General features: G+C 74.0%; 22 protein-coding genes and 1 pseudogene. 11 read left to right on the top strand and 12 right to left on the bottom strand.

Going from position 1 to position 23,211, the window contains the following annotated elements; all coding sequences use genetic code 11:
* The first annotated feature begins 172 nt into the window (after window positions 1–172).
* Both hemG and hemQ read left to right on the top strand, forming a co-directional pair.
* On the top strand, window positions 173–1,627 hold the full coding sequence (hemG, locus tag LIU39_RS04040; RefSeq protein ID WP_227044615.1) for a protoporphyrinogen oxidase: 1,455 nt from the start codon (window positions 173–175) through the stop codon (window positions 1,625–1,627).
* An 11-nt stretch (window positions 1,628–1,638) separates the two neighbouring features.
* Entirely contained in the window at window positions 1,639–2,376 is a 738-nt protein-coding gene (gene hemQ / locus LIU39_RS04045; RefSeq protein ID WP_372463800.1) for a hydrogen peroxide-dependent heme synthase, read from the top strand.
* Between the two features lie 57 nt (window positions 2,377–2,433).
* Here hemQ and LIU39_RS04050 read toward each other — a convergent pair whose 3' ends face one another.
* The 6 genes and pseudogenes from LIU39_RS04050 to LIU39_RS04080 form a co-directional block, all read right to left on the bottom strand.
* Complete coding sequence (locus tag LIU39_RS04050) at window positions 2,434–4,149, bottom strand: alpha/beta hydrolase (RefSeq protein ID WP_227044620.1); 1,716 nt, start codon at window positions 4,147–4,149, stop codon at window positions 2,434–2,436.
* 130 nt (window positions 4,150–4,279) lie between these two features.
* On the bottom strand, window positions 4,280–5,068 hold the full coding sequence (locus LIU39_RS04055; RefSeq protein ID WP_227044622.1) for a TIGR04222 domain-containing membrane protein: 789 nt from the start codon (window positions 5,066–5,068) through the stop codon (window positions 4,280–4,282).
* 107 nt (window positions 5,069–5,175) lie between these two features.
* Complete coding sequence (locus LIU39_RS04060; RefSeq protein WP_227044624.1) at window positions 5,176–6,258, bottom strand: TIGR04222 domain-containing membrane protein; 1,083 nt, start codon at window positions 6,256–6,258, stop codon at window positions 5,176–5,178.
* Window positions 6,259–6,263: 5 nt separating this feature from the next.
* Window positions 6,264–7,614 (bottom strand): annotated as a pseudogene (locus LIU39_RS35480) (MbnB/TglH/ChrH family RiPP precursor modification enzyme).
* Window positions 7,615–7,769: 155 nt separating this feature from the next.
* A complete protein-coding gene (locus LIU39_RS04075) occupies window positions 7,770–8,477 on the bottom strand; it encodes a LysE family translocator (protein WP_227044632.1) in 708 nt (235 codons plus the stop codon).
* Window positions 8,478–8,801: 324 nt separating this feature from the next.
* Window positions 8,802–9,548: an aminoacyl-tRNA hydrolase gene (locus tag LIU39_RS04080; protein ID WP_227044784.1), complete on the bottom strand. Its 747-nt coding sequence runs from the start codon at window positions 9,546–9,548 to the stop codon at window positions 8,802–8,804.
* A gap of 165 nt (window positions 9,549–9,713) precedes the next feature.
* Between LIU39_RS04080 and LIU39_RS04085 the strand changes: the two genes are divergently transcribed.
* The 3 genes from LIU39_RS04085 to LIU39_RS04095 all read left to right on the top strand — a co-directional run bounded on the left by LIU39_RS04085 (window position 9,714) and on the right by LIU39_RS04095 (window position 11,674).
* On the top strand, window positions 9,714–10,694 hold the full coding sequence (locus LIU39_RS04085; protein ID WP_227044634.1) for an ABC transporter ATP-binding protein: 981 nt from the start codon (window positions 9,714–9,716) through the stop codon (window positions 10,692–10,694).
* A complete protein-coding gene (locus tag LIU39_RS04090; RefSeq protein WP_227044636.1) occupies window positions 10,691–11,359 on the top strand; it encodes an ABC transporter in 669 nt (222 codons plus the stop codon). The genes LIU39_RS04085 and LIU39_RS04090 overlap by 4 nt, the downstream gene beginning before the upstream one ends.
* 96 nt (window positions 11,360–11,455) lie before the next feature.
* Entirely contained in the window at window positions 11,456–11,674 is a 219-nt protein-coding gene (locus tag LIU39_RS04095) for a hypothetical protein (RefSeq protein WP_227044805.1), read from the top strand.
* Between the two features lie 48 nt (window positions 11,675–11,722).
* On the opposite strand, the gene LIU39_RS04100 is transcribed toward LIU39_RS04095, so the two are convergent.
* Together LIU39_RS04100 and zapE are read right to left on the bottom strand one after the other, a co-directional pair.
* Window positions 11,723–13,099 carry an alkaline phosphatase PhoX gene (locus LIU39_RS04100; protein WP_227044637.1) on the bottom strand — a complete coding sequence of 459 codons (1,377 nt, stop codon included), beginning with the start codon at window positions 13,097–13,099 and terminating at the stop codon, window positions 11,723–11,725.
* Between the two features lie 123 nt (window positions 13,100–13,222).
* Window positions 13,223–14,347 carry a cell division protein ZapE gene (zapE, locus tag LIU39_RS04105; protein ID WP_372463801.1) on the bottom strand — a complete coding sequence of 375 codons (1,125 nt, stop codon included), beginning with the start codon at window positions 14,345–14,347 and terminating at the stop codon, window positions 13,223–13,225.
* A gap of 68 nt (window positions 14,348–14,415) precedes the next feature.
* Here zapE and LIU39_RS04110 point away from each other — a divergent pair, with 68 nt between their 5' ends.
* Window positions 14,416–15,216: a dihydrofolate reductase family protein gene (locus LIU39_RS04110; RefSeq protein ID WP_227044639.1), complete on the top strand. Its 801-nt coding sequence runs from the start codon at window positions 14,416–14,418 to the stop codon at window positions 15,214–15,216.
* Between the two features lie 159 nt (window positions 15,217–15,375).
* Window positions 15,376–15,852, top strand: a complete 477-nt coding sequence (locus LIU39_RS04115; protein ID WP_227044788.1) for an indole-3-glycerol phosphate synthase — start codon at window positions 15,376–15,378, stop codon at window positions 15,850–15,852.
* Between the two features lie 14 nt (window positions 15,853–15,866).
* Here the strand turns inward: LIU39_RS04115 and LIU39_RS04120 are convergent, their stop codons facing one another.
* Entirely contained in the window at window positions 15,867–16,538 is a 672-nt protein-coding gene (locus LIU39_RS04120; protein WP_227044640.1) for an ABC transporter ATP-binding protein, read from the bottom strand.
* Window positions 16,535–17,605 carry an ABC transporter permease gene (locus LIU39_RS04125; protein ID WP_227044642.1) on the bottom strand — a complete coding sequence of 357 codons (1,071 nt, stop codon included), beginning with the start codon at window positions 17,603–17,605 and terminating at the stop codon, window positions 16,535–16,537. Before LIU39_RS04125 ends, LIU39_RS04120 begins: the two co-directional genes overlap by 4 nt.
* 241 nt (window positions 17,606–17,846) lie before the next feature.
* Here LIU39_RS04125 and LIU39_RS04130 point away from each other — a divergent pair, with 241 nt between their 5' ends.
* The 4 genes from LIU39_RS04130 to msrB all read left to right on the top strand — a co-directional run bounded on the left by LIU39_RS04130 (window position 17,847) and on the right by msrB (window position 21,553).
* A complete protein-coding gene (locus LIU39_RS04130) occupies window positions 17,847–19,034 on the top strand; it encodes a sensor histidine kinase (protein WP_227044791.1) in 1,188 nt (395 codons plus the stop codon).
* Window positions 19,031–19,669 (top strand): response regulator, encoded by a 639-nt coding sequence (locus tag LIU39_RS04135; protein ID WP_227044645.1) that lies wholly within the window; start codon window positions 19,031–19,033, stop codon window positions 19,667–19,669. Before LIU39_RS04130 ends, LIU39_RS04135 begins: the two co-directional genes overlap by 4 nt.
* A gap of 62 nt (window positions 19,670–19,731) precedes the next feature.
* Complete coding sequence (gene murC / locus LIU39_RS04140; RefSeq protein ID WP_227044646.1) at window positions 19,732–21,129, top strand: UDP-N-acetylmuramate--L-alanine ligase; 1,398 nt, start codon at window positions 19,732–19,734, stop codon at window positions 21,127–21,129.
* 16 nt (window positions 21,130–21,145) lie between these two features.
* Entirely contained in the window at window positions 21,146–21,553 is a 408-nt protein-coding gene (msrB, locus tag LIU39_RS04145) for a peptide-methionine (R)-S-oxide reductase MsrB (protein WP_227044648.1), read from the top strand.
* Between the two features lie 79 nt (window positions 21,554–21,632).
* On the opposite strand, the gene LIU39_RS04150 is transcribed toward msrB, so the two are convergent.
* Window positions 21,633–22,292 (bottom strand): 4'-phosphopantetheinyl transferase family protein, encoded by a 660-nt coding sequence (locus LIU39_RS04150; protein WP_227044652.1) that lies wholly within the window; start codon window positions 22,290–22,292, stop codon window positions 21,633–21,635.
* Window positions 22,289–23,206 carry a metallophosphoesterase family protein gene (locus LIU39_RS04155; RefSeq protein WP_372463803.1) on the bottom strand — a complete coding sequence of 306 codons (918 nt, stop codon included), beginning with the start codon at window positions 23,204–23,206 and terminating at the stop codon, window positions 22,289–22,291. Before LIU39_RS04155 ends, LIU39_RS04150 begins: the two co-directional genes overlap by 4 nt.
* Between the last annotated feature and the right edge of the window lie 5 nt (window positions 23,207–23,211).

The raw sequence follows: 23,211 nt of genomic DNA on the forward strand, positions 1-23,211 counted from the left end.
ACCGTCCGGTGTCAACGGGGCCACCGGCCACCTTCCGGACGCACGGCAGAGCGGGCCGCCCGAGGCCAAGTGGCCTGCGGGGACTGTCCGTTCGGCGGCGCCGGGAGCGAAGCCCGGGGGCTCCGGAGCGGCCCCGGACAGGGCGCCGGGCGGACTCTGAGAGAGTGGGGGCATGAGCGCAGCGCACACCAGTACGGGCCGGGCGGCCGGCAGCACCGGGCACGTGATCGTCATCGGAGGCGGCATCTCCGGGCTCGCGGCGGCGCACCGCCTGCTCGAAGGCGGCGCCAAGGTCACCGTCCTGGAGGCATCGAGCCGGCTCGGCGGCAAGCTGCGCGCCGGGGAGATCGCCGGCGTCCCGGTCGACCTGGGTGCCGAATCGATGCTGGCCAGGCGGCCGGAAGCGGTGGCGCTCGCCCGCGCGGTGGGACTCGGCGACCGGCTTTCGCCGCCCACCACCGCGTCGGCCTCCCTGTGGACCCGCGGCGCGCTCCGCCCGATGCCCAAGGGGCATGTCATGGGCGTCCCTGGTGACCTCGGCCCGCTGGCGGCCTCCGGGGTGCTCTCCCCGGAAGGGCTCGACCGCATCGGCCGGGACGCGACGCTTGAACGCACCGAAGCGGGCGAGGACGTCGCGGTCGGCGCGTACGTCGCCGCCCGGCTCGGCCGTGAGGTCGTCGACCGGCTGGTGGAACCGCTGCTCGGCGGGGTCTACGCCGGTGACGCCTACCGCATCTCGATGCGCGCCGCCGTCCCCCAGCTCTTCGAGGCCGCCCGCTCCCAGCGGTCCCTGCTCGACGGCGTCCGCGCCCTCCAGGCCCGCACCGCCGCCGCGTCGCCGCCCGGCGGCCCGGTCTTCATGGGCATCGACGGCGGCATCGGGACGCTGCCCGGCGCCGTCGCCGACGCGGTCCGCGCGTCCGGCGGGGAGATCCTGCTCCACACCCGCGTCCAGGGCCTGCGGTGGACCGGCGAGGAGGGCTGGGAGGCCCGCGTCGGCGACCGTGTCCTCGCGGCCGACGCGGTGATCATGGCCGCGCCCGCGGGCGACGCGGCGCGCCTCATCGGACCGGACTGCCCGGCCGCCGCCACCGAACTGGCCACCGTCGACTACGCCTCGATGGCCCTGATCACCATGGCCTTCCGCCGCGCCGACCTGGGCCGGGTGCCCGCGGGCAGCGGCTTCCTCGTCCCGCCGGTCGACGGCCGCCGGATCAAGGCGTCGACGTTCGCGAGCCACAAGTGGGGCTGGATCGCGGACGCCGACCCCGAGCTGTTCGTGCTGCGCACCTCCGTCGGGCGGTTCGGTGACGACGCCGATCTCAAGCGCGAGGACGCCGAGCTGGTGGATCTTTCGCTCGGCGATCTCGGCGAGGCGGTGGGCCTCGCCGCGCGGCCCGTGGCGTCCACCGTCACCCGCTGGGACGGCGGGTTGCCGCAGTACACCGTCGGCCATGTGGAGCGGGTCGCGCGGATCCGGGCGGCGGTCGGCGCGCTGCCGGGCGTCCTGCGGGTGTGCGGCGCGGTCTACGACGGCGTCGGCATTCCGGCCTGTGTCGGCTCGGCCCGCCGGGCCGCCGACGAGGTACTGGGCACCCTGGCGCCGGGTTCGTCCGGGGGCGAGTGAGAATGGTCGGTATGACAGACGCTTCCACCCCAGAACAGACCAGCCCGGAGAAGGCCCCGAACGCCGGCAAGAAGGCGAAGGACCTCAACGAGACGATCCGCTACACCCTGTGGTCGGTCTTCCGGCTGCGTGAGGTCCTGCCGGAGGACCGCAGCGGCTTCGCCGGCGAGGTCGATGAGCTGTTCGAGCAGCTCGCCGCCAAGGACGTCGTGGTGCGCGGCACCTACGACGTGTCCGGCCTGCGCGCCGACGCCGACGTCATGATCTGGTGGCACTCGGAGAGCTCCGACGCGCTCCAGGAGGCGTTCAACCTCTTCCGTCGCACCCGCCTCGGCCGCGCCCTCGATCCGGTGTGGTCGAACATGGCGCTGCACCGCCCCGCCGAGTTCAACAAGTCGCACATCCCGGCGTTCCTCGCCGACGAGAAGGCCCGCGACTACGTGAGCGTCTACCCGTTCGTGCGCTCCTACGACTGGTACCTGCTCCCCGACGAGGACCGCCGCAAGATGCTCGCCGACCACGGCAAGATGGCGCGCGGCTTCCCCGATGTCCGGGCCAACACCGTGCCCTCGTTCTCGCTCGGCGACTACGAGTGGATCCTGGCGTTCGAGGCCGACGAGCTGTACCGCATCGTCGACCTGATGCGGCATCTGCGCGGCTCCGAGGCGCGTCGCCACGTCCGTGAAGAGGTTCCGTTCTACACGGGCCGCCGCAAGCCGGTCGCCGAGCTGGTCGCAGGACTGGCCTGACCCGGACAGCGCTGCGGGCCGCCCGGGGAAGGGCGGCCCGCAGTGTCGTCACATGCCTTACGGGTGGGCCACCACGTGCGGCTTCTGTGCCTGCCGGGACCTGTGGGACGGCGCGTCCGGCCGCGGCTCGGCCCGCGGACCGCAGTACACCCGGTGCGAGGGCATCCGCCCGTGCAGCAGGTACGCCTCGGTGTACGTGTTCACGCAGGCGTTGGCGCCGAGCGCGATGCCGTGCGTGCCGGAGCCCCGCTCGGTGACCAACGAGGAGCCGGGCAGCCTGCGTTGGAGTTCCAGCGCGCCCGGATACGGCGTCGCCCCGTCCCGCTCGGCGGCCATCAGCAGCACCGGAGGCAGCGCGCCGGGCGCCGTACGGATGTCGACCGGACCGTGCCGCCCGTGCAGCGCGCCGTCCGCGTGGACGGCCGCCACCTGGCGCGCGGCCTCGGCGATCTCGTCGCCGCCCGGGTTCTTCGACGCGCCGCCCGCTGCCTTGCGGACCGCGGCCGACAGACCGTCGGCCGCCGATTCCTTCGGTTCGGGCCAGAACGCGCACGGCAGGTTCATCCAGGCGTTGTCCCAGGTCGCGAACGGTGCCCTGCGCGAGACGTCCGTGTTGTCCCGGTCCCAGGTGCTCAGGTCGTGCGGCCAGGCGGCGTCGTTGCACTCGACGGTGGTGTAGACGGCGTTGCTGTTCTCCGCGTCGGCCGCGTCCTCCGGGCGCGGCCCCGCCTGGGTGACCAGCGGCTTCGGATTGCCCCGTACGTACTCCGCCAGTGCCTCGGCGCGCGCCGGCCAATAGGCGTCGTTGTAGCCGACGTTGAGGAATGACTCCTGCAACTGGGCGGGCCCGACCCGGCCGCCCGCCGGATGCTTGCGGACCTGCTGGGCCACCTTGTCGTAGGCGCGCTGGACGGCCTGCGCCGTCGTACCGAGGTGGTAGACGCCGTGGTGCTTGGCGACCCAGCTGCGCCAGTCGTTCCAGCGGCCTTCGAAGGCGACGTTCTGGTCGAGGTTGTTGCGGTACCAGATCTGCCGGGGATCGGGGTCGACGATGCTGTCGAAGATCATCCGACGGACGTGGCCGGGGAAGAGGGTGGCGTAGATGGCCCCGAAGTAGGTGCCGTACGACGCCCCCATGTACGTCAGCTTCCGCTCGCCGAGGCCGGCCCGCAGCATGTCCAGGTCGCGGGCGTTGTTCACGGAGTCGTAGAAGGGCAGGTCGGCCCCCGCACGCCGGGCGCAGCCCTGTGCGTATGCCTTGGCCTGCGCGGTCTTGTGCCGCTTGAACGCCTCGGTGGGATGCACCTGGCTGTCCGACGGCGCCTTCGCGAACTTCTCCGGGTCCTGGCACGACAGCGGCGCCGACCGTCCGACGCCGCGCGGCGCGTAGCCGACGAAGTCGTAGGCGCGGGCGGTCCTGCGCCACTTGGACAGCGAGCCGTAGAGCGGGAAATCCATGCTGGAGCCGCCGGGCCCGCCGGGGTTGAAGACCAGCGCGCCCTGCCGCTCCTTGGGCGCGGTGGCGCGGATCCGGCTGACCGTGAGCTTGATCTTTTTGCCCTCGGGGCGCGCGTAGTCGAGAGGGACGGTGAGGGTGCCGCATTCGACGGTCGACGGCAGATGTTCCACGGGGGCGCAGCGGCCGAAGGAGATGGGGTGCGGAACGGGGGCGGGCGGCGCGGCCGATGCCCCGGTGGCGCCGTCCGCGGGGGCGGTGGCGAGGGCGCTCAAAACCAGCGACCCGATGGTCCCGTACAACGCGAGTGCTCTCACGAGCCGTCCCTTCGTATGGTGCGTGGCGTACGGCGTGCGGCCGTCCTCGTTCGGCCGCATGCCGTGCATACAAAAGGGATAGTTGGGGTGGTGGTTGCCGAAGTAAAGCACCGGGCGCCGGTGTCGGCTGCTATGCCCCGGAAGAGTGGAGCGCGGCCCGCAGCGCGGGGTCGGCCAGCGTGCGGGGGCCGTGCAGGGCGAGCGCGGTGAGGGCGTCGCGGGCCCCTGCGCGCTGCCCGCAGCCGGCGGGCGTGACGCGTGCGGCGGCCCGGCGCAGCAGGTGTTCGCCCGCGGTGGTCGCCCAGCGCGCGGCGGGGCGGGCCTCGCCGCGCGCCATCGCCCAGGTGCCCGTCGTCAGGATCAGGGGTAGCGCGAACCACGCGAGCAGCAGCCCGGTGTCGCGGTCCTGGGGGCCCGACCACAGGGCCGCGGCGGCCGCCAGCAGGATCAGCAGGGTGGCGGCCCGGACCTGGCGGACCGCGGTGCCGACGCCGGTGCGGCCGGCTGCCGACGGTGTGAGGCCGGTGGCGACCAGTTCGTCCGCCAGGGAGCGGAGCGTGGGGGTCCTGGCGAGCCCCTCGCGCACCGCGGGTATCCGGTGCTGCCCGCCCGGTCCTATGGCGGCGAGCACGGCGCATTCGACGGCGTCCCGGCCGACCGGGTCGACGACGGTGGCCCAGCCGGTGGGGGCGAGCAGCAGCCGGCGCTGCCGTGCCATCGACACCAGCGTGACGTCGGCGACCCGGTCGGGCCCGCCGGCCAGGAATGCCGTCTCGTACAGGGTCGGCCCGTCCGGCTCGCGGGGGCTGGGCGCCTTTGACGCGGCGTCACCGGGCAGGGGGACGGCGGCGGCCCGGCACACCCGGACGCAGGAGACGACGGCGGCGGTCACGGCGATGGTGAGGAAGAGGAGCCACATGGCGGAGGTTCTACGGGAACGGAGCCCGTGCCGCCACGCCATTTCTCCCTGTGCGGAAAACCGCCTGGCGGGCCGGGCGTTGGCGTGTGCCCCCGCCCGGCGCGGACTCAGCTGCCACAGCTGGAGCCACCACTGCCACACGAGGACCCGCCGCCGCATGAGGACCCGCCGCCACACGAAGAACCTCCACACGAAGATCCTCCGCCGCACGACGAATGGCTCCCGCCCCCGGAGTGGCCCCCGCCCCCGCTGCTCCCGCAGGACGAGCCGCCGCCGCAGCCCGAACTCCCGCACCCCGAACCGCCGTCGGAGCCCGCGCACCAGGCGGTACCCGACACGTCACCCGGCGGGGTCCAGCCACCGCTGTCACCCGACGAGGACCCGGTGGAGGCGCCGGAGAAGCCGCCGGGTGCGGCGGTGGCCATCGTGAGCTGCGCGTCCGTCAGGTGCCGGCGGAGCATCTCGTCGCCCACCAGGGCCGCGCCGCCCACCGCCACCAGCAGCGCCGCCGGCAGAACGTCCCCGCGGCCCAGGGCTCCGGGGCCGTGGACGGCCTGCGAGGCGCGCAGCGCGAGGGCGCCGGGAACGGTGAGCCGACGGGGTTGCGACCTGCAGGCCGTGCCGATGACGATCCCGAGGATCATGGCGGGGACGATGACGACGACGGTGGGCACCTCGTCCGCGTGGTCCCCGATGTCGCCGGTCAGCGTCAGCAGCACGGTGACCAGGAGCAGCACGACGCAGGCCGGCACCTGGAGCCGGGCCCACCGCCGCCAGATCCGGCCGCGTTGCGGATGCCGGAGCAGCCCGCGGTCCGCCAGCCGGTCGCCGACCTCCTGGACGGCGGGGCTCGCCATCGCCCGCGCCCGTACCGCGACCAGCGAGCCGCCGGGAGTCCGCCCGATCGCGTCCAGCACCGCCGCCTCGACGGCGTCCCTGGCCGTCGCCTCGCGTACGGTCACCACGCCGGGCCCGCCGACCGCGATCCGGCCGTCCTCGTGCAGCGCGGCGACGGCGGCGTCCACCACCCGTGCCGGACCGCCGCCGAGGAACGCGATCTCCGCCACGTCATGGGTCGGCGCGTCCACGAGCCGGATTTTCCGTTTCGGCCGGCGCGCGCGGAGCGTGCCGACGATGAGCAGCAGCGAGGAAAGGCCCGTCGCCAGGTACACCCAGGAGGTGTAGGACACCGCGGTCACCTCCGCCGGAAGGCGAGCCGCGCGGCCCGCACGAGTCGGGACACCGGGCCGGAGCGGGGCGGCCTCGGACCCGCGCGGTCCTGCCACCACTGGGCCAGCTGCCGCCGCGCCGCGGGGTCGGCCGGGAGGTCCTGGGCCAGTAGACGGGCGGCGAAGTCGAGCGCGTCCCGCCGGTGGCCGCCGGTCAGCGGGCGGCCCTGCGCGTACGCGAGGAACGCGGACCGGTAGCCGGCGCCGAGAATGCCGGGCAGCTCGGGTGCGACCTTCGCGATCACCGAGGCCCGCTTGGCCGCCAGCGCCCGGCTCTGCACCCGCAGCCGTTCGCGGTCGAAGCCCTCCGGGGCGGGCGCCCCGGCCACCAGGGCCGACAGCAGCGCCGTCTGCGCGAGCGCCAGCCGCTGCCGGGCCGCGTCCGTGCTCGCGGCGCCGACGCCTGTGGCGTCTGCGATGGCGGGCCGCTCCGGCACCGCCCCGTCCTGCCCCGTACCGGGCCCGTTCGCCGTCTCAGGCCGCTTCGGCACCACGGGCCTCCTCCACCACGGCGCGTATCGCCCCGAGTTCGCCGGCCAGCTCCCCGGCCTCGGGGAAGTCCTCGTCGCGCTCCAGCAGCACACCGGGCGGCGTGGCTCTGGCGCAGAGCGCGGCCAGCACGTCCAGCACCGGCCGGGTCACCGGGTGCGCGTGACTGTCGTGCCACACGCCGTCGCGCTCCACCCCGCCCGCGACATGCACATACGCGAGGGCCTCCAGCGGCATCCCGTCCAGCGCCACGGCCGGGTCCTCGCCGCGGTTGACATGGTTGGTGTGCAGATTGGCGACGTCGATGAGCAGCCGCACGCCGGTGCGTTCGACGAGCCCGGTGAGGAACTGGCCCTCCGTCATCTCCTCGGCCGGCCAGTTGACGAGCGCCGCGATGTTCTCCAGGGCCAGCGGCACCGGCAGCGCGTCCTGGGCGATCCGGACGTTCTCGCACAGCACGTCGAGGGCGTCCCGGGTGCGCGGCACCGGCAGCAGGTGCCCCGCCTCCAGAGGCGGCGACCCGGTCGGCGGGCCGCCCGCGCGCACGAACGCGATGTGCTCGGTGACCAGCGGCGCGTCCAGGGCGACCGCGCGCTCGGCGAGCGCCGCCAGCCGGCCGGGGTCGGGCCGCTCCGCGCCGCCGAGACCCAGCGAGACGCCGTGCGGGACGACCGTCATGCCCCGGCCGCGCAACTCCTCAAGGGCGGGCGGGAGATGACCGGGACAGAGATTCTCGGCCACCACCTCCACCCAGTCCACCCCGGGCAACCCCGCGATCTCCGCGGCGATTTCCGGCCGCCAGCCGATACCTGTACCGAGGCGCTCCATGCGTCCCCCTCCCCACTCCGTGCCCTGCGGTGTTCCTCGCCCCGGTACGCCGTGCCGAATCCTGTACACGCGGGTTTCAGAGCTGAATTTGAGCTTCTACGTGCGGCGTTGGTGCGCAGCGTGGGGCGGGGCACCGGTACGCCGCGGCCACCGGCTCAGCGTGCCGCTTCCCACCCGACGGCGGCACCCAGCGCGAGCAGCACACTGCCGGTGGCCTGATCCAGCCGCTGCCGCACCCGGGGACGCTGGAGAACGGCACGCGCCCGGTGGACGGCCAGCGCGACGGCGCCCAGCCACAGGACGCCCAGCGCGGCGTGCACGGCCACCAGCAGCAGGGTCGTCGTCACGACCGGGGCACCGTGCGGGATGAACTGGGGCAGCAGCGACATGTAGACGACCCCGACCTTGGGATTGAGCACATTGGTGAGCAGCCCGGTACGGAACGCGCGCCACGGCGTCTCCGGAGGCCCGGCCGTGTCGCCCTGCTCCGCTCCTGTGACGTCGTCCCCGTGGGCCGCTGCCGCGCCCGGCCGCCCGGTGCCGGCGGTCCGCTCCGCCGCCCCCGGGGACGGCCGCATCCGCCGGGCGCTGCGCAGCGCCCGGAAGCCCAGCCACATCAGATACAGCGCGCCGGCCGCCCGCAGGACGTCGTACGCCAGCCGGGACGCGGACAGCATCGCCGTCAGGCCGACCGCACCGGCCAGTCCCCAGACGAAGCAGCCCGCGGCGATGCCCAGCGCGCTGCACAGCGCGGCGCGCCGCCCGGAACCGAGCGCCGTCCGCAGGACCACCGCGAAATCGGGGCCGGGCGAGATCGTCAGCAACCCGGCCACCACCGTGAAGCCGAGGAGAGAGGTCAGCATGAGCCGTACGGTACGGGCCGGGCGCCACGGCCTTCCCACGGGCCCCATATCCGCTCATGTACCACTCCCGTTCACGCCCCCGGAATGGCGCGGCGGCGGCCGGTCCCCGACCGGCGCGGTTCAGCGGCACAGGACCGTGTCCGCGACACTTTCGGCCGGCCATCGCGACGTCGGCGGCGCGGCCGTCGCCGGTGCCTCCGTCCTGCGGCCGCCGTACGCGCGGTGGAGGACCGGCACGACGAACCCCTCCACGGCACAACTCAGCCCGACCTCACCGACTCCCGCGGAAACTCAGGCACGGAAGAGCGCGGGCGGCGCCGGTCCTCACGTGCGAAGGGCGGGGTGATCCGCGATGACAGTGGCCGTGCCCGGCGGAATTTCGGTGAAACCGGCGTCCCGCACCATCGGCAGCCCGCTGCGGGTCAGCTCTTCCCAGGCGTCCGGTGCCGCGGTCCGCACGGCCAGCGGGAAACCGGCCGTGCGCCAGGCCGCGCGCTCCGGCCCGGACAGCTCCCACCAGGCCAGCTGCGCGCCGTGCCCGGCCTGGGCCATGGTCTTGCCCGCCGACATCTCCAGCTCCGGATTGCACCACAGCACCGGCGCCCCGTCGGCGGGCGCGGCCGGCGGCTCCGGGTCGTCCAGATCGGTGCCCGAGACCTGGAGCCGGGCCAGGTCCTTCGGCCAGCCGTCCAGCGGCACCGGAGGATAGACGCGTACCTCGGCGCGCTCCCCGGTGACGGTGATGCCGGGCAGCGCCTGTGCGCGACGCCACTCCGCGCCGCGTGCCCGCCGCACCACCTTGCGGATCCTGGCGTCCTGCCAGTCCCGTACGGCCGCGGCCCAGTCGCCTTCGCCGGTGGCCCGCTCGTCGGACAGCAGCACCAGTACCGCCCGCGCGGCCGTCTCCAACGCGTCCGTACGCGCCGGGGGTTCGGCCCGTTCGATGCGGGCGACGAGCGGCAGGACGAACTGCGGCGCGGCGTCCCGGTCGGTCTCCTCGTGGTGGAACGGGCTGCTGCCGGGGGCGTCCGGCGCGGTGGATCCGGTGGGCTCGGCGGGGTCGGGGCCGATGGTCTCGGTGCTGGTCACCCACCCAGTCTGCCAGCCGTGACACCAGGGCCTGCGGGCCGGGCGACGAGCCGGCGCGCAGGCCCTGAAACCGGGTACGGCCGGCGGGAACCCAGCGGCGGCGGCCCGCGTTGACAGGTGCGGAAGACGGGATTTCGGGGGGATCTCATGAGGCTGGACGGAGTCGGCAGGCGGTACGGCGTACGCGGCCCATGGGTGCTGCGGGACATACGGCTCGACCTTCCCGGGCAGGCACTGCTGCGCGTCGAAGGCACCAACGGCAGTGGAAAATCCACCCTGTTGCGCCTGTGCGCCGGCATCGACCGGCCCACCACCGGGCGGATCACCGGCCGCCCGCGCACCGCGTACGTGCCCGAACGCTTCCCGGCGGCGATGCCGTTCACCGCCGTCGGCTACCTCACCCACCTCGGCCGGGTGCACGGCCTGAGCGGTCCGGCCGCCGCTCGCGGCGCCGCCGAGTGGCTGGAGCGGTTCGGCGCGGCCGGGCACGCGAAGACGCCGCTCTCCGACCTGTCGAAGGGCACCAGCCAGAAGGTCGCGGTCGCCCAGGCGCTGCTCGCCGCGCCCGGACTGCTGGTACTCGACGAGGCGTGGACGGGCCTGGACGCCGCCGCCCGTGAGGTCCTCGACCGCGCGGTCGCCGAGCGCGTGGCCGACGGCGGCACGGTCGTCTTCGTCGACCACGACCCGCGCCGCCTGGCGGGCGCGGCCGATGCCCGCTACCGCGTGGTGGACGGAGGGCTGCGGGCCGAGGCGGAAGGGCCCGCGCCGGACTCCGGGAACGCGACGGACCCGCAGCTGACCGTCGAGGCCGAAGGCGGTCCCGGGCGGCCCGCAGGACCGCCCGGCGTCCCCGGTGCGGAGCTGCCCGGCAGACCCCGTATCGCAGCGGGCCCGGACGGCACGGTCCGGCTGACCGTCGCCGCCGCCCACTCCGACGCCCTGCTGCGGGCGCTGCTCACCGCGCGCCCGCCCTGGCACATCCGCTCGGTCACGTCCGCAGCCCACTCCGTAGGCGCCCCGCCTGCCGCCCACCCGGAAGGCTTCCCACCGCCTGCCGACGGCCTCCGGAGCGGCCCGCCGGGCAGTGCCGGGAGCGGTCACTCCGAGGAAGTGCCGCTGTCATGACCGCACTCCTGCGCTATCAGGCGGCCCTGCTGGCCGGTTCGCACCGCTGGCTGCCGCCGACCATCTGCTACCTCGCGTTCCTGGCCATCGGCGTGCAGACCGGCGGCCCGATCCTCGACGCCTACGGCTGGGCCGCGGCTCCGCTGCTGCCCCTCACGGTCTGGCTGACCCGGATCTGTCTCACCAACGAGCCGTCGGCCGCCCGGCACTGTGCCGCGGCCGCGGCCGGGCCCGGCCGGGTGCACCTCGCCGCCGTACTGACCGCCACCCTCGCAGCCGGGCTGCTCGCCCTCGCCGGTGCGGCGTTCGTCGCGCTGCTCTCCGATCCGCACTCCTCCGACCACCGGGTCGCCGTGCCCGTCCTGCCCGCGACCCTCGCCGGGCTGCTGACGGCCCTGGCCTGCGTGCTGCTGGGCACGGCCGTCGGTGCCCTGTGCAACCGGCCGGTGCTGCGCGGCACCGCATCCGCGGTCCCGGCCGGGCTGGCCGCAGCCCTGCTGCTGCTCGTCCTGGGCGCCTCCCCGGCCAACGCCGCCGTGAGCGGCCTGGTCACCGGCTCCGCGCACGGCACGGTCACCGTCCCGTGGCTGCCCCTGGCCGCCACCCTCCTGATAGCGGCCGCCGCCGTCGCGGCGGCCTGTGCCCTCAGCGCCCGCCGCGGCTGACGCTGCGCCGAGGCCCGTGCCGGTGCCCCGCCGGGCCACGGGCGTAGGCTCGGGCGTATGTGCGAGCGCGAGCGGCGGACGGACGGTGCGGCACCGATGAGCACGGAAACGGGCGCGGGCGCCGGCAGGGGACGGACCGGCGGGATGGGGACGGCCGGTACCTCGCACCCCGAGCAGGGCGCGCCCGCCACGGTGCCGCTCGCCGACTGCGTCCGGTGCGGCGAGCCCACCGAGTACCCCGAGACCTGCCCCGGCATCGTGTTCTGCCCGGTCTGCGCATGGCAGGAGGCCGCGCGCTCGGCCTGCTCCGGCTAGCCTCCTGCCCCGGCCCGGTTCCGTCCGTCCCGGCAGCCAGGAACCGGTTCAGTGTGACCAGGGCCCGGTGACCGCGAACGTGGTGCCCGGTGTGTAGCAATTGACGTACATGCTGCGGTAGTCGGGGGAGAAGGTGACGCCGGCGAACTCGCCCCATGCCGGTTTCTCCGGGGTGCCGATGTTCTGTCGGCCGCGGGCCATCGCGTAGACCCGGCCGCGCCGGGTCAGCCCGAAGACGTGCTGGGCACCGCCGCCGTCCTCACACACCATCAGGCCGCCGCCGGGCGCGAGGCAGATGTTGTCGGGGGACTCGCCGGGGAGCTGGAGGTCGCTGTCCGGGCCGAAGACGACGACCAGCGTGAGCCGGCGCTGCTTCGGCTCGTACTTCCACACCTGGCCGTAGTGGTCGGCGGCCGAGCCCTCCTCGCTGTGCGCGAAGCTGGAGACGAAGTAGACGCAGCTGCCGCCCCAGTAGCAGCCCTCCAGCTTCTGGGCGTGGGTGATGCCACGCGGCCCGAAGTCCTGGAAACGGACGGGGGTTCGGCGGGCCAGTGGGTCGGGGACGTCCACCCAGGTCAGGTGGTCGAGGACGGTGCCGGGCTGCTGGATCGTGGAGAGGTCGGGGACGCCGGGCACCCGCAGGGCCTGGAGGCGGCCGCCGGCCCGCAGCGAACCGCGGCCGCCGCGCGGCCTGTCGGGCAGGAAGCGGTAGAAGAGCCCGAACGGCTTCTCGAAGGCGTCCTCGGTCTCGTAGACCGCGCCGGTGCCCGGGTCCACCGCGATTGCTTCGTGCTGGAAGCGGCCCATCGCGGTGAGCGGCACGGCGCCGGTCCGGCGCGGATCGTAGGGATCGACCTCGAAGATGAAGCCGTGGTCCTTGGTGTAGTTCTCCTCGCCGGCCAGGTGTTCGGTCTCTTCGCAGGTCAGCCAGGTGTTCCACGGGGTGTGGCCGCCCGCACAGTTGGTGGACGTACCGGCGATGGCGACCCGTTCGGAGCGTACGGAGTTGTCCGCGTCCAGCTCCAGTGCCGTACAGCCGCCCTCGGCGCCCGGGTCGTAGGTCAGGCCGGGGACGGCCGGCACCGGGGAGCGGGAGCCGGTGCGGTTCTCGTGGTTGCGTACCAGGTGGGTGCGGCCGCGGGCGGAGGGCGGGCCGGGAAATGCGGCCATGCCGTCGCAGTTGCTGGGCACCTTGCCCCCACCGGAGACCAGCGGGTCGCCCTCGCGCGAGAGCACGGTGTAGCGGAAGCCCGCGGGCAGGTCGAGCAGGCCGTCGGGGTCGGGCACCAGCGGTCCGTAGCCGTGCCGGCCCATGCCGCGGGCGGTCGCGGTCCCGGCGAAGAGCTCCGAGAAGCTTCCGGTGAAGGCGATGCCGACGCCCAGCGCGCCGGTTCTGGTGAGGATCTGACGTCGTGTCGCGGACATGGGCAACTCCCTGCTGGCGGACAGGTGACGTGATGCGCATGTGTGTACCACGTGCCCCGGCCGCCGGGAACCAGGCGGGCCGGGCGCCTCATCCGGGTGCCCGAAGCGGCGGACGGCCGTCCGCTACGGCGCGACCAACGGGCCCGCGTCGCGCGCCAGCGCCGTCAGCCGGGAGATCGCGCGGAAGTACTTCTTGCGGTAGCCGCCGCGCAGCATCTCGTCGCTGAACAGCTCGTCGAACGCCTTGCCCGAGGTCAGGACCGGCACCTCGCGGTCGTAGAGCCGGTCGGCGAGTACCACCAGGCGCAGCGCGGTGGACTGGTCGGGCACGGCCTGGACATCGGTGAGGCAGACCGCCCGGATGCCGTCGCACATCGCGCCGTAGCGGCTGGGGTGCACCTGGGACAGGTGTTCCAGGAGGGAGGGGAAGTCGTCGAGCGAGGCGCCCGGGGTGCGGTGGGCGGTACGCGTGACGGTCTCGTCGTCGTACGGGGCGGGGGCCTGGGGCAGGCCGCGGTGGCGGTAGTCGTCGCCGTCGATGCGCAGCGGCCGGAAGTGCGCGCTCAGGCCCTGGATCTCGCGCAGGAAGTCGGCGGCGGCGAACCGGCCCTCGCCGAGCTTGCCGGGCAGCGTGTTGGAGGTGGCGGCGAGCGCCACACCGGCTTCCACCAGCCGGGACAGCAGGCTGGAGACCAGCACCGTGTCGCCCGGGTCGTCCAGCTCGAACTCGTCGATGCACAGCAGGCGGTGCTCGCCGAGGGTGCGGACGGTCTGCTGGAAGCCGAGCGCGCCGACGAGGTTGGTCAGCTCGACGAAGGTGCCGAACGCCTTGCGCTCGGGCGGTGCGTCGGTGGCGTGCCACAGGGAGGCCAGCAGGTGGGTCTTGCCGACGCCGTAGCCGCCGTCGAGGTAGACGCCGCGCGGGCCCTTCGGCGTGGCCGGCTTCTTGGCGAACCAGCGGCGCTTGGCGCTGCCCGCGTCCGCGGAGCCGCCGATGCCCGCCGCGAACGTGCTGAGCACCTGGACGGCCTCGGACTGGCTGGGCTGTTTGGTGTCGGGGATGTAGGTGTCGAAGCGGGCGCCCTGGAAGCGCGGCGGCGGCACCATCTCGGCGACGAGCCGGTCCGCCGGGACCTGCGGGGCGCGGGAACTCAGCGCGACGGGCGCGGCCGTGCTCCCGCCGTCCGGCGGCTCGGCTATCGGAGCGGACGGGGCGGAAGAGGACGACGAGGGCTGGGGTGACGACACAACGCTCCAGCCTAGTCGCTGGGCGGTATGGCCTGGTGTGCAGGGCGAGACATGTCACACTGCCGCCTATGCGACGCCTGTACCCGCTTCCCGACCCGGCCGTCCCGCCCGGGGACGCCGCGAACACCGACCGTGAGTGGACGCTCGACGAACTCGCGGACTCCTACGCGTATCCGGCGGCCGACGATCCGGTGCGGGCCGGGCGTACCGGGTGGCTGCGCGCGAACATGGTGGCGTCGCTGGACGGCGCGGCTCATCACGACGGCCGCTCGCAGCCGCTGTCCGGGGCCGCCGACATGCGGATCTTCGGTGTGCTGCGGGGGTTGGCGGATGCGGTCGTGGTGGGCGCGGAAACGGTTCGTCAGGAGGGGTACAGACCGGCCCGCGCCCGGGAGGCGTTCGCCGCGCGGCGGGCGGCCGCGGGGCAGGCTCCGGCCCCCGCCATCGTGATCGTGACCGCCGGGCTCGGCCTGGACTTCACGCTGCCGCTGTTCACCGGGCCGTTGGTGCCGACGCTCGTGCTGACCGGGGCCGGTGCGCCCGCAGGCAGGGTGGCGGCGGCGCGGGAGGCCGGGGCCGGGGTGCTGTTCGCCGGCGAGGGGCTCGGCGTCGATCCCGCCCGGGTGGCCGGGGTGCTGGCCGGGAGGGGGTACCGTCGGCTGCTCACCGAGGGCGGCCCCGCGCTGCTGGGGCAGTTCGCCGCGGCCGGTGCGCTGGACGAGATGTGCCTTTCACTGGCGCCGGTCGTTGCGGTGGGGGACGCGCCGCGGATCATGAGCGGTCCCGCCGTCCCGGTGCCCGAGCGATTCGGTCTGGTGTCCGTACTGGAAGAGGCCGGGTTCCTGTTCACCCATTACCGTCGAAGCTGACAATCAGCGGAATTACCCGTTCCGCTTCGCTTCCTTTGGGCAAACTGGATGTCACAGGCCCCGGTGGCGACGGGGCAGGATGGTTTCTGTGGGGTGCCGTGCCATGCGGTGACCCGGAAGAAGAGAAGAAGGGCGCCCGTCGTGATCACGAGCGTATTGATGATCGAGAAGCCTCTGACGCCCGCCGATGTGGACTTCGTGACCACCCTGCACGGCGACGATCAGGTCTCCTTCGTCGTCCTCATGCAGCCGCGCGGTGCGCAGGACATCCTGCTGCGGGCGATCGACGACGTCGCACTCGGCGAGTTCGACGACGCCGTACGCGAGGGGGAGGAGCCGGGCGGCAGCCGGGCGGAGGTGCCGGCCGAGCAGGCGCTGGCCCATACCCTGGCCGCGCTGCGGGACACCGGGGCCGAGGCCGTCGGCCAGGTCGTCGAGCACCACCCGCTGGATCTGCTGCGGTCCACCGTCGAGGAGACGGGTGCGGACGAGGTGATCGTGCTGACCACCCCGCACTTCGTGGAGGAGTTCTTCCACCGCGACTGGGCCTCGCGGGCCCGGCACAAGGTGGGCGTACCGGTCCTCAAGCTGTTCTCCCACGCACCCGACGACCCGGCCCAGACCGCGGGAGGCTGAGCCGGGGCCTGTCGTTACGCACCCGTGAGCCGCCCGTCGGTCACCTCCGCGACCGCGTCCACCGCGTCCAGGTGCGAGCGGTCGTGGGTGACCAGCACCGTCGCCGTGGCGCGCCGGTGGGTGAGCGTGGTCAGCAGGTCGAGCACCGCGGCGCCGCGCTCGTGGTCCAGGGCGCTGGTCGGCTCGTCCACCAGCAGCACCGCCGGGTCGTTCATCAGCGCCCGCGCGATGTTGATCCGCTGCCGCTGGCCGCCGGACAGCTGGTGCGGCCGCTTGCCCGCCTGATCGGCCAGGCCGACGGAGGCCAGCAGCTCCAGCGCCCGCGCCCTGGCCTTTCGGGGTGAGCGCCCGTCCAGATGTGCCATCACCTGGAGCTGCTCGGCCGCGGTCAGCGACGGCAGCAGGTTCGGCTGCTGGAAAACGGTCCCGATGGTGGTGCGGCGCAGCGCCGTCAGGGTGCCGCGGTCGAGGCCCGCGGTGTCCCGGCCCGCGATCACCACCCGGCCGCTGTCCGGCGTGATCAGCGTTGCCGCCACGGCCAGCAGGCTGGACTTGCCGGAGCCCGACGGGCCGATCACGGCGGTCAGCGTGCCGGCCGGCACCGTGAGCGACACCTTGTCCAGGGCGGTCAGGCGGGCCCCGCCGTCGGGGTAGGTAAGGGTGACATCGGTCAGTTCGAGGCTCATCGGACACTTCCCAGGGCGGTCAGCGGGTCGACGGAGGTGATGCGGCGGATGGAGAGCGCGGCGCCCACGGCACCGAGCGCGATCATGACCAGCGCGGGAACCAGCACGGTCGACGGATCCAGGACGAACGGCACGGCCCCGCCGACCGCGGCACCGAACCCGGCCGCGAGCGCGGTGCCGACGCCGGTGCCGAGCACCAGCAGGACGACGGCCTGGCCGAGCGCGTCCTTCAGGAGATAGCCGGTCGAGGCGCCCAGCGCCTTGAGCACCGCCACATCGCCGCTGCGCTGAATCGTCCAGACGGTGAAGAACGCCCCGATGACCAGCGCCGAGATCGCGAACAGGAAGCCGCGCATCAACTGGAGCGAGCCGTTCTCCGCGCTGTAGGAACCGATGCCCTCCAGCGAGGCGGCGGCGGTGACGGTACGGGTGCCGAGCCGCTTGTCGGCGGCAGCCAGGTCGGGCGACCCGGAGGTGGTCAGGGCGAGCACGGTCGCGCCGCCCGAGCCGCCGGGTAGCTTCTGCCGGTCACCGAGCGACGTCCAGATCACCGGCGTATGGCTGTACATCGCGGCACCGGACACCGCTGCCACCCGCACCGTCCGGCCTCCCACGCCGACCGAATCCCCGGCCCGCACCCCCAGGTCGTCGGCGGCCTGCTGCGACAGCACGGCCCGGCCGTCGGCGATCCTGCCCGCCTCCGGCGCCAGCCGCGAGCCGGGCCCGACGGCGAACGCCGACACCGCAGCCGTCCTGCTGCCCGCCTCCGCCTTGGCGGTGGCGATGCCCAGCGGCTCGGCGCGCTCCACTCCCGGCACCTGCGACCAGCCCCGCACACTCCTGCCGGACAGCCGGGAGTCGGCGAAGGACACCGTGCCGCCGTCGGCCGGCGCGGAGAACACCAGGTGATCGGCGGGCAGCGAGGTGATCGCCGAGGTGTTCTCCCGGCCCAGGCCGGCCGTCAGTCCCGACAGCAGGCCGACCAGCACCGTGATCAGCACGATGACGGTGCCCATCAGGGCGAACCGGCCCCTGGCGAATCTCAGGTCTTTCCAGGCGACGAACACAGGTCCGGCCTTCCTTCCCTCCGGCTGCCGGACCCACCGCCCGGCGACTGGTCCCCACCGTCGCGCCCGGCAGGGGGTGCGGGCATCGCGCCGGGGAGGGCTTCACCGGAATCGAAAGGGGGCGCCCGCGCTCCACCTTTCGATTGATGCCGCCCCCGGAGGCGGCACTTAATCTGGAAAGGCCGTGACCGACCTTTCCCTCACCCCCGTACTGCGCGTGCTGCGCGGCTGCCTCCATCTGATGGTGGCCGCGCTGCTGGCGCTCGCCGCGGCCCGCGCGGTGGCGGAGCACGGCCCGCACGCCGTCGCCGTCACCGCCGCGGCCGTCGTGCTGTTCGCCTGCTACGCCGCCGGGCCCGCGCTGCCCCGCGTCCGTCCGTCATCCGGTGCCGCCGCCCTCTGGCTGGGTGTCGTGGCCGTCGTGTGGATGGTGCTGCTGGCCCTCACCCAGGACGGCATCTGGCTGGCCTTCCCGCTCTTCTTCGTGCAGCTGCACCTGCTGCCGCCGCGCTGGGCGCTGCCGGCCGTCGCCGTGACCACCGCCGTCGCCATCGCCGGATTCGCCCGGCACACCCACACCCTCAATGTCGGTACGGTCATCGGCCCTGTGCTCGGCGCGGCGGTCGCGGTCGCCGTCGTCCTCGGCTACCAGGCCCTCTACCGGGAGAGCGAGCAGCGCCGCCGGCTCATCGAGGAGCTGACCGCGGCCCGCAGCGACCTGGCGGCCGCCGAACACGCCGCCGGAGTGCTCGCCGAACGCGAGCGGCTGGCCCGGGAGATCCACGACACCCTCGCGCAGGGCCTGTCCAGCATCCAGCTGCTGCTGCGGGCCGCCGAACGTGCCCTGCCACAGCGGGCCGACACCGCCCTGGGGCACGTACGGCACGCCCGTACGACCGCCGTCGACAACCTCGCCGAGGCGCGCAGGTTCGTCCGCGAGCTGAGCCCGCCCGACCTGGAGGCGGGATCGCTGCCGGCCGCGCTGGAACGGCTGTGCGCCACCACCGCGCGCTCCACCGGCCTCGCCGTGCACTGCCAGGTCTCCGGCATGCCCACCGAACTGCCGACCCCGCACGAGGTCGCCCTGCTGCGCATCGCGCAGTCGGCGCTCGCCAACACCGTCCGGCACGCCGGAGCCGGCCGCGCCGAGCTGACGCTCAGCTACATGGACACGGAGGTCGCCCTGGACGTCGTCGACGACGGCGCCGGATTCGCCCCGTCCGACGTCCCGCCGGCCGGCTCCGCCGCGGCCACCGGCGCCGGATTCGGCCTCGCCGCGATGCGCGCCCGCGCCCGCGCGCTGCACGGCACCCTCGCCGTCGAGTCCGCCCCCGGCGAGGGCACCGCGGTCGCCGTCACCCTGCCGGTGCCGGAGCGGACCTGCGCACCGGCGGACCCGGCGGTGCCACAGGGCGGGGCCGCCCCGTGACGGCCGCCGCCCCGATCCGGCTGCTGCTCGCCGACGACCACCCCGTCGTACGGGCCGGACTGCGCGCCGTGCTGGAGACCGAACCGGGCTTCGAGGTCGTCGCCGACGTCCCCACCGCCGAAGCGGCCGTCACCCTCGCGGAGCGGCCCGGCATCGACGTGGTCCTGATGGACCTCCGGTTCGGCGGCGAGATGCGCGGCTCCCAGGCCACCGCCGCCATCACCGCCCGTGAAGGCGCGCCCCGCGTCCTGGTCCTGACCACGTACGACAGCGACGCGGACATCCTCGCGGCGATCGAGGCCGGAGCGACCGGCTACCTCCTCAAGGACGCACCGCCCGAGGAACTGGCGGCCGCCGTCCGCACCGCGGCGGCCGGCAAGTCGGCGCTGGCGCCGACCATCGCGCTGCGGCTGATGGACCGGATGCGGGCGCCCGCCACCGCCCTGACCCGCCGCGAGACCGAGGTCCTGCAACTCGTCGCCGACGGCCTGTCCAACGCGCAGATCAGCAAAAAGCTCTTCCTCAGCCAGGCCACCGTCAAGTCCCACCTCGTGCACATCTACGCCAAGCTCGGTGTCGACTCCCGTACCTCGGCGGTCGCCGCGGGCACCGCGCAAGGTCTGATCCGGCGCTGACGGTGCGGGGTGCGAGAATCAACGTCAGCACGACCGCTCGCGACGATCAGGGAGACCCACCCATGGCATCCGCCATCCCAGCCTCGATGGACCGGCCGCACTTCATCGGCATCGGCGGAGCCGGCATGTCGGGCATCGCCAAGATCCTCGCGCAGCGCGGCGCCAAGGTGGCGGGCAGCGACGCCAAGGAGTCCGCGACCGCCCAGGCCCTGCGTGAGCTGGGCGCCACGGTCCACATCGGCCACGCCGCAGAGCATCTGGCCGAGGACGCCACCGGCGTCGTCGTCTCCTCCGCGATCCGCGACGACAACCCCGAGCTGGCCGCCGCCCGCGAACGCGGCATCCCGGTGGTGCACCGCTCCGACGCGCTCGCCTCCCTGATGGACGGCCGCCGCCCGATCGCTGTCGCGGGCACCCACGGCAAGACGACGACCACGTCCATGCTCGCCGTCTCGCTGACCTCGCTCGGCCTCAAGCCGTCGTACGCCATCGGCGGCGACCTCGACACCCCCGGCTCCAACGCCGAACACGGCAGCGGCGAGATCTTCGTGGCCGAGGCCGACGAGAGCGACCGCAGCTTCCACAAGTACGCCCCCGAGGTCGCCATCGTCCTCAACGTCGAGCTGGACCACCACGCCAACTACGCCTCGATGGACGAGATCTACGAGTCCTTCGAGACGTTCATCGGCCGGGTGCGGCCCGGCGGCACCCTCGTCGTCTGCGCCGACCAGCCCGGCGCCCGCGAGCTGACCGAGAAGGTCTCCGGCCGGTACGACATCGAGGTCGTCACCTACGGCGAGTCGCAGGACGCCGACGTCCGCATCCTCAAGATCAACCCGCGCGGCCTGACCAGCGACGTCAGCGTCTCCCTCGTCACCGGCCGGATCCTCACCTTCACCGTCTCCGTCCCCGGCAGGCACTACGCGCTCAACGCCGTCGCCGCGCTCGCCGCCGGCATCGCCCTGGGCCTGCCGCCGCACAACCTCGCCTCCGCGCTCGGCACCTACACCGGAGTCAAGCGCCGCCTCCAGCTCAAGGGCGAGGCGGCCGGCGTCCAGGTCATCGACTCCTACGCGCACCACCCCACCGAGATGACCGCCGACCTGGAGGCCATCCGCGGCGCCGCTGCCGACACCCGCGTCCTGGTCGTCTTCCAGCCCCACCTCTTCTCCCGCACCCAGGAGCTGGGCACGGAAATGGGCCAGGCACTCGCCCTCGCCGACGCCTCCGTGGTCCTGGACATCTACCCGGCACGCGAGGACCCGGTCCCCGGCGTCACCAGCGCCCTGATCATCGACGCGGCCCGTGCGGCGGGCGCCGAGGTCACCGCCGAGAGCGACCGCGCCGCGATCCCGGACGTGATCGCAGGAATGGCCGAGCCCGGTGACCTTGTTCTCACCATGGGCGCGGGCGATGTGACCGACCTCGGCCCCGCCATCCTGTCCCGCCTGGGCAGCTGAGCTGAGGAGGCCCCAGATGCCGTACGAGATCGACAAGCCCGACGAACAGTGGCGCGCGGAGCTGAGCCCCGCGGAGTACCAGGTGCTCCGCCGGGCCGGCACCGAGCCCGCCTTCGTCGGTGAGTACACCGACACCGAGACCACGGGTGTCTACTCCTGCCGCGGCTGCGGCGCCGAACTGTTCCGCTCCGACACCAAGTTCGCGAGCCACTGCGGCTGGCCGTCCTTCTACGACCCGAAGGACACCGACGCCGTGGAACTCATCGAGGACCGCTCACACGGCATGCTGCGCACCGAGGTCCGCTGCGCCCGCTGCGGCTCCCACCTCGGCCACGTCTTCGAGGGCGAGGGCTACCCGACCCCCACCGACCAGCGGTACTGCATCAACTCGATCTCGCTGCGGCTGGCGGCGGACGGGGGCTGAGGGCCGCGGCCCGCGCGGGAGCGTACGGGGCGCCGGCGGACCGCTCCGCCGGCGCCCCGCCGCGTCCCCGTCCGGCCCGTCAGCGCGGCACCGTGATCGCCGTGACCACGAGCCCCGACGCGACCAGCCAGCGGCCGTGGAAGGTGGTGATCCGGGCGCCGTCGACCCGGGGGCCTTCCACCAGGAGGCGGGCGGCGAAGGTGGCGTTCGTCGGGTCGAGGGTGAGGTGGGCCTGTTCGAAGTCCAGCCAGCGGCCGGTGAGCGGGTACCACGCCTTGTAGACGCTTTCCTTGGCGCTGAAGATCAGCCGGTCCCAGTGGACGTCGGGCTGTGCGGCGCGCAGCCGGGAGAGCTGCTCGCGTTCCTCGGGGAGCGTGACGAGGTCGACGACTCCGGCGTCCTTGACCGGCTGGTGGGGTTCCGCGTCCAGTCCGACGGAGGCGAAGTCCGTGGCGCGGGCGACCGCGGCCGCGCGGTAGCCGGTGCAATGGGTCATCGCGCCGACCAGCCCGTCGGGCCAGCGCGGTGCCCGGTCGGGGCCCGGCAGCAGGGGCGCGGGCGCGATGCCGAACTCGGCCAGGGCGGCGCGGGCGCAGGCGCGTACGGTGCCGAACTCGTGCTGGCGGACGGGGACCGCGCGGGCCACCGCCGCCCGTTCCTCGGGGAACATGTCGGACAGCGGACGGTCGTTGAACGCCTCGGACACCGCGATCGGCGGGGGCAGCAGCTTGTCGATCATGCCGTCGCCCCGGTGGTCACCGGCGGCAGGATCTGCACCGGGCGGCCCGGCTCCTTCGCCCGCCCGCGCCACTCCCGCGGGTAGCCCAGCGACACTTCCTGGTGCGGGACGCCGTCGCAGGTCAGCAGCCGCGGGATGTGCAGATGCCCGTAGACGACGGTCGCGGCACGGAAGCGGCGGGGCCAGTCGGCGGTCGCCTCGCTGCCGCACCACAGGGAGAATTCCGGGTAGCGCAGCGGCCGGAGCGGCTCGCGTACCAGCGGGAAGTGGTTGACGAGGATGGTGGGCAGCTCTTCGGGGATCCCGGCGAGCCGGGCTTCGGTGGCCGCCAGCCGGGCCCGGCACCACGCGTCGCGGGTGGGGTACGGGTCGGGGTGCAGGAAGTACTCGTCGCTGCATACCACTCCGGCGTCGTGGGCGACGGCGAGCGCCGCTTCCTTGGTGTCCGTGCCCGCCGGCCGGAACGAGTAGTCGTAGAGGAGGAAGAGCGGCGCGATGACCGCGGGCCCGCCCTCGCCCTCCCACACCGGGTACGGGTCTTCGGGGCTCACCACCCCCAACTCGCGGCAGATCTCCACCAGATGCTCGTAGCGGGCGACGCCGCGCAGCTGTACCGGGTCGCTGTTCGGCGTCCACAGTTCGTGGTTGCCCGGAACCCAGACGACCTTGGCGAAGCGTTCGCTGAGCCGGGTCAGTGCCCAGCGGATGTCGTCGATGTGCTCGCCGACGTCCCCGGCGACCAGCAGCCAGTCCTCGTCCGACTCCGGGGCCAGCTGTTCGACGATGTCGCGGTTCTCGGTGTACCTGACGTGCAGGTCGCTGACGGCGACCAGTTTGCCGCCCCGGGCGGCCCGGTCGGGCCGGGGCCGGTCGATGGTGGGCAGCGGGCCGGTCGCGCGGATCTCGTAAGTCACGTTCG

It is taken from the genome of Streptomyces pinistramenti, assembly GCF_020564935.1.
GTDB lineage: Bacteria > Actinomycetota > Actinomycetes > Streptomycetales > Streptomycetaceae > Streptomyces > Streptomyces pinistramenti.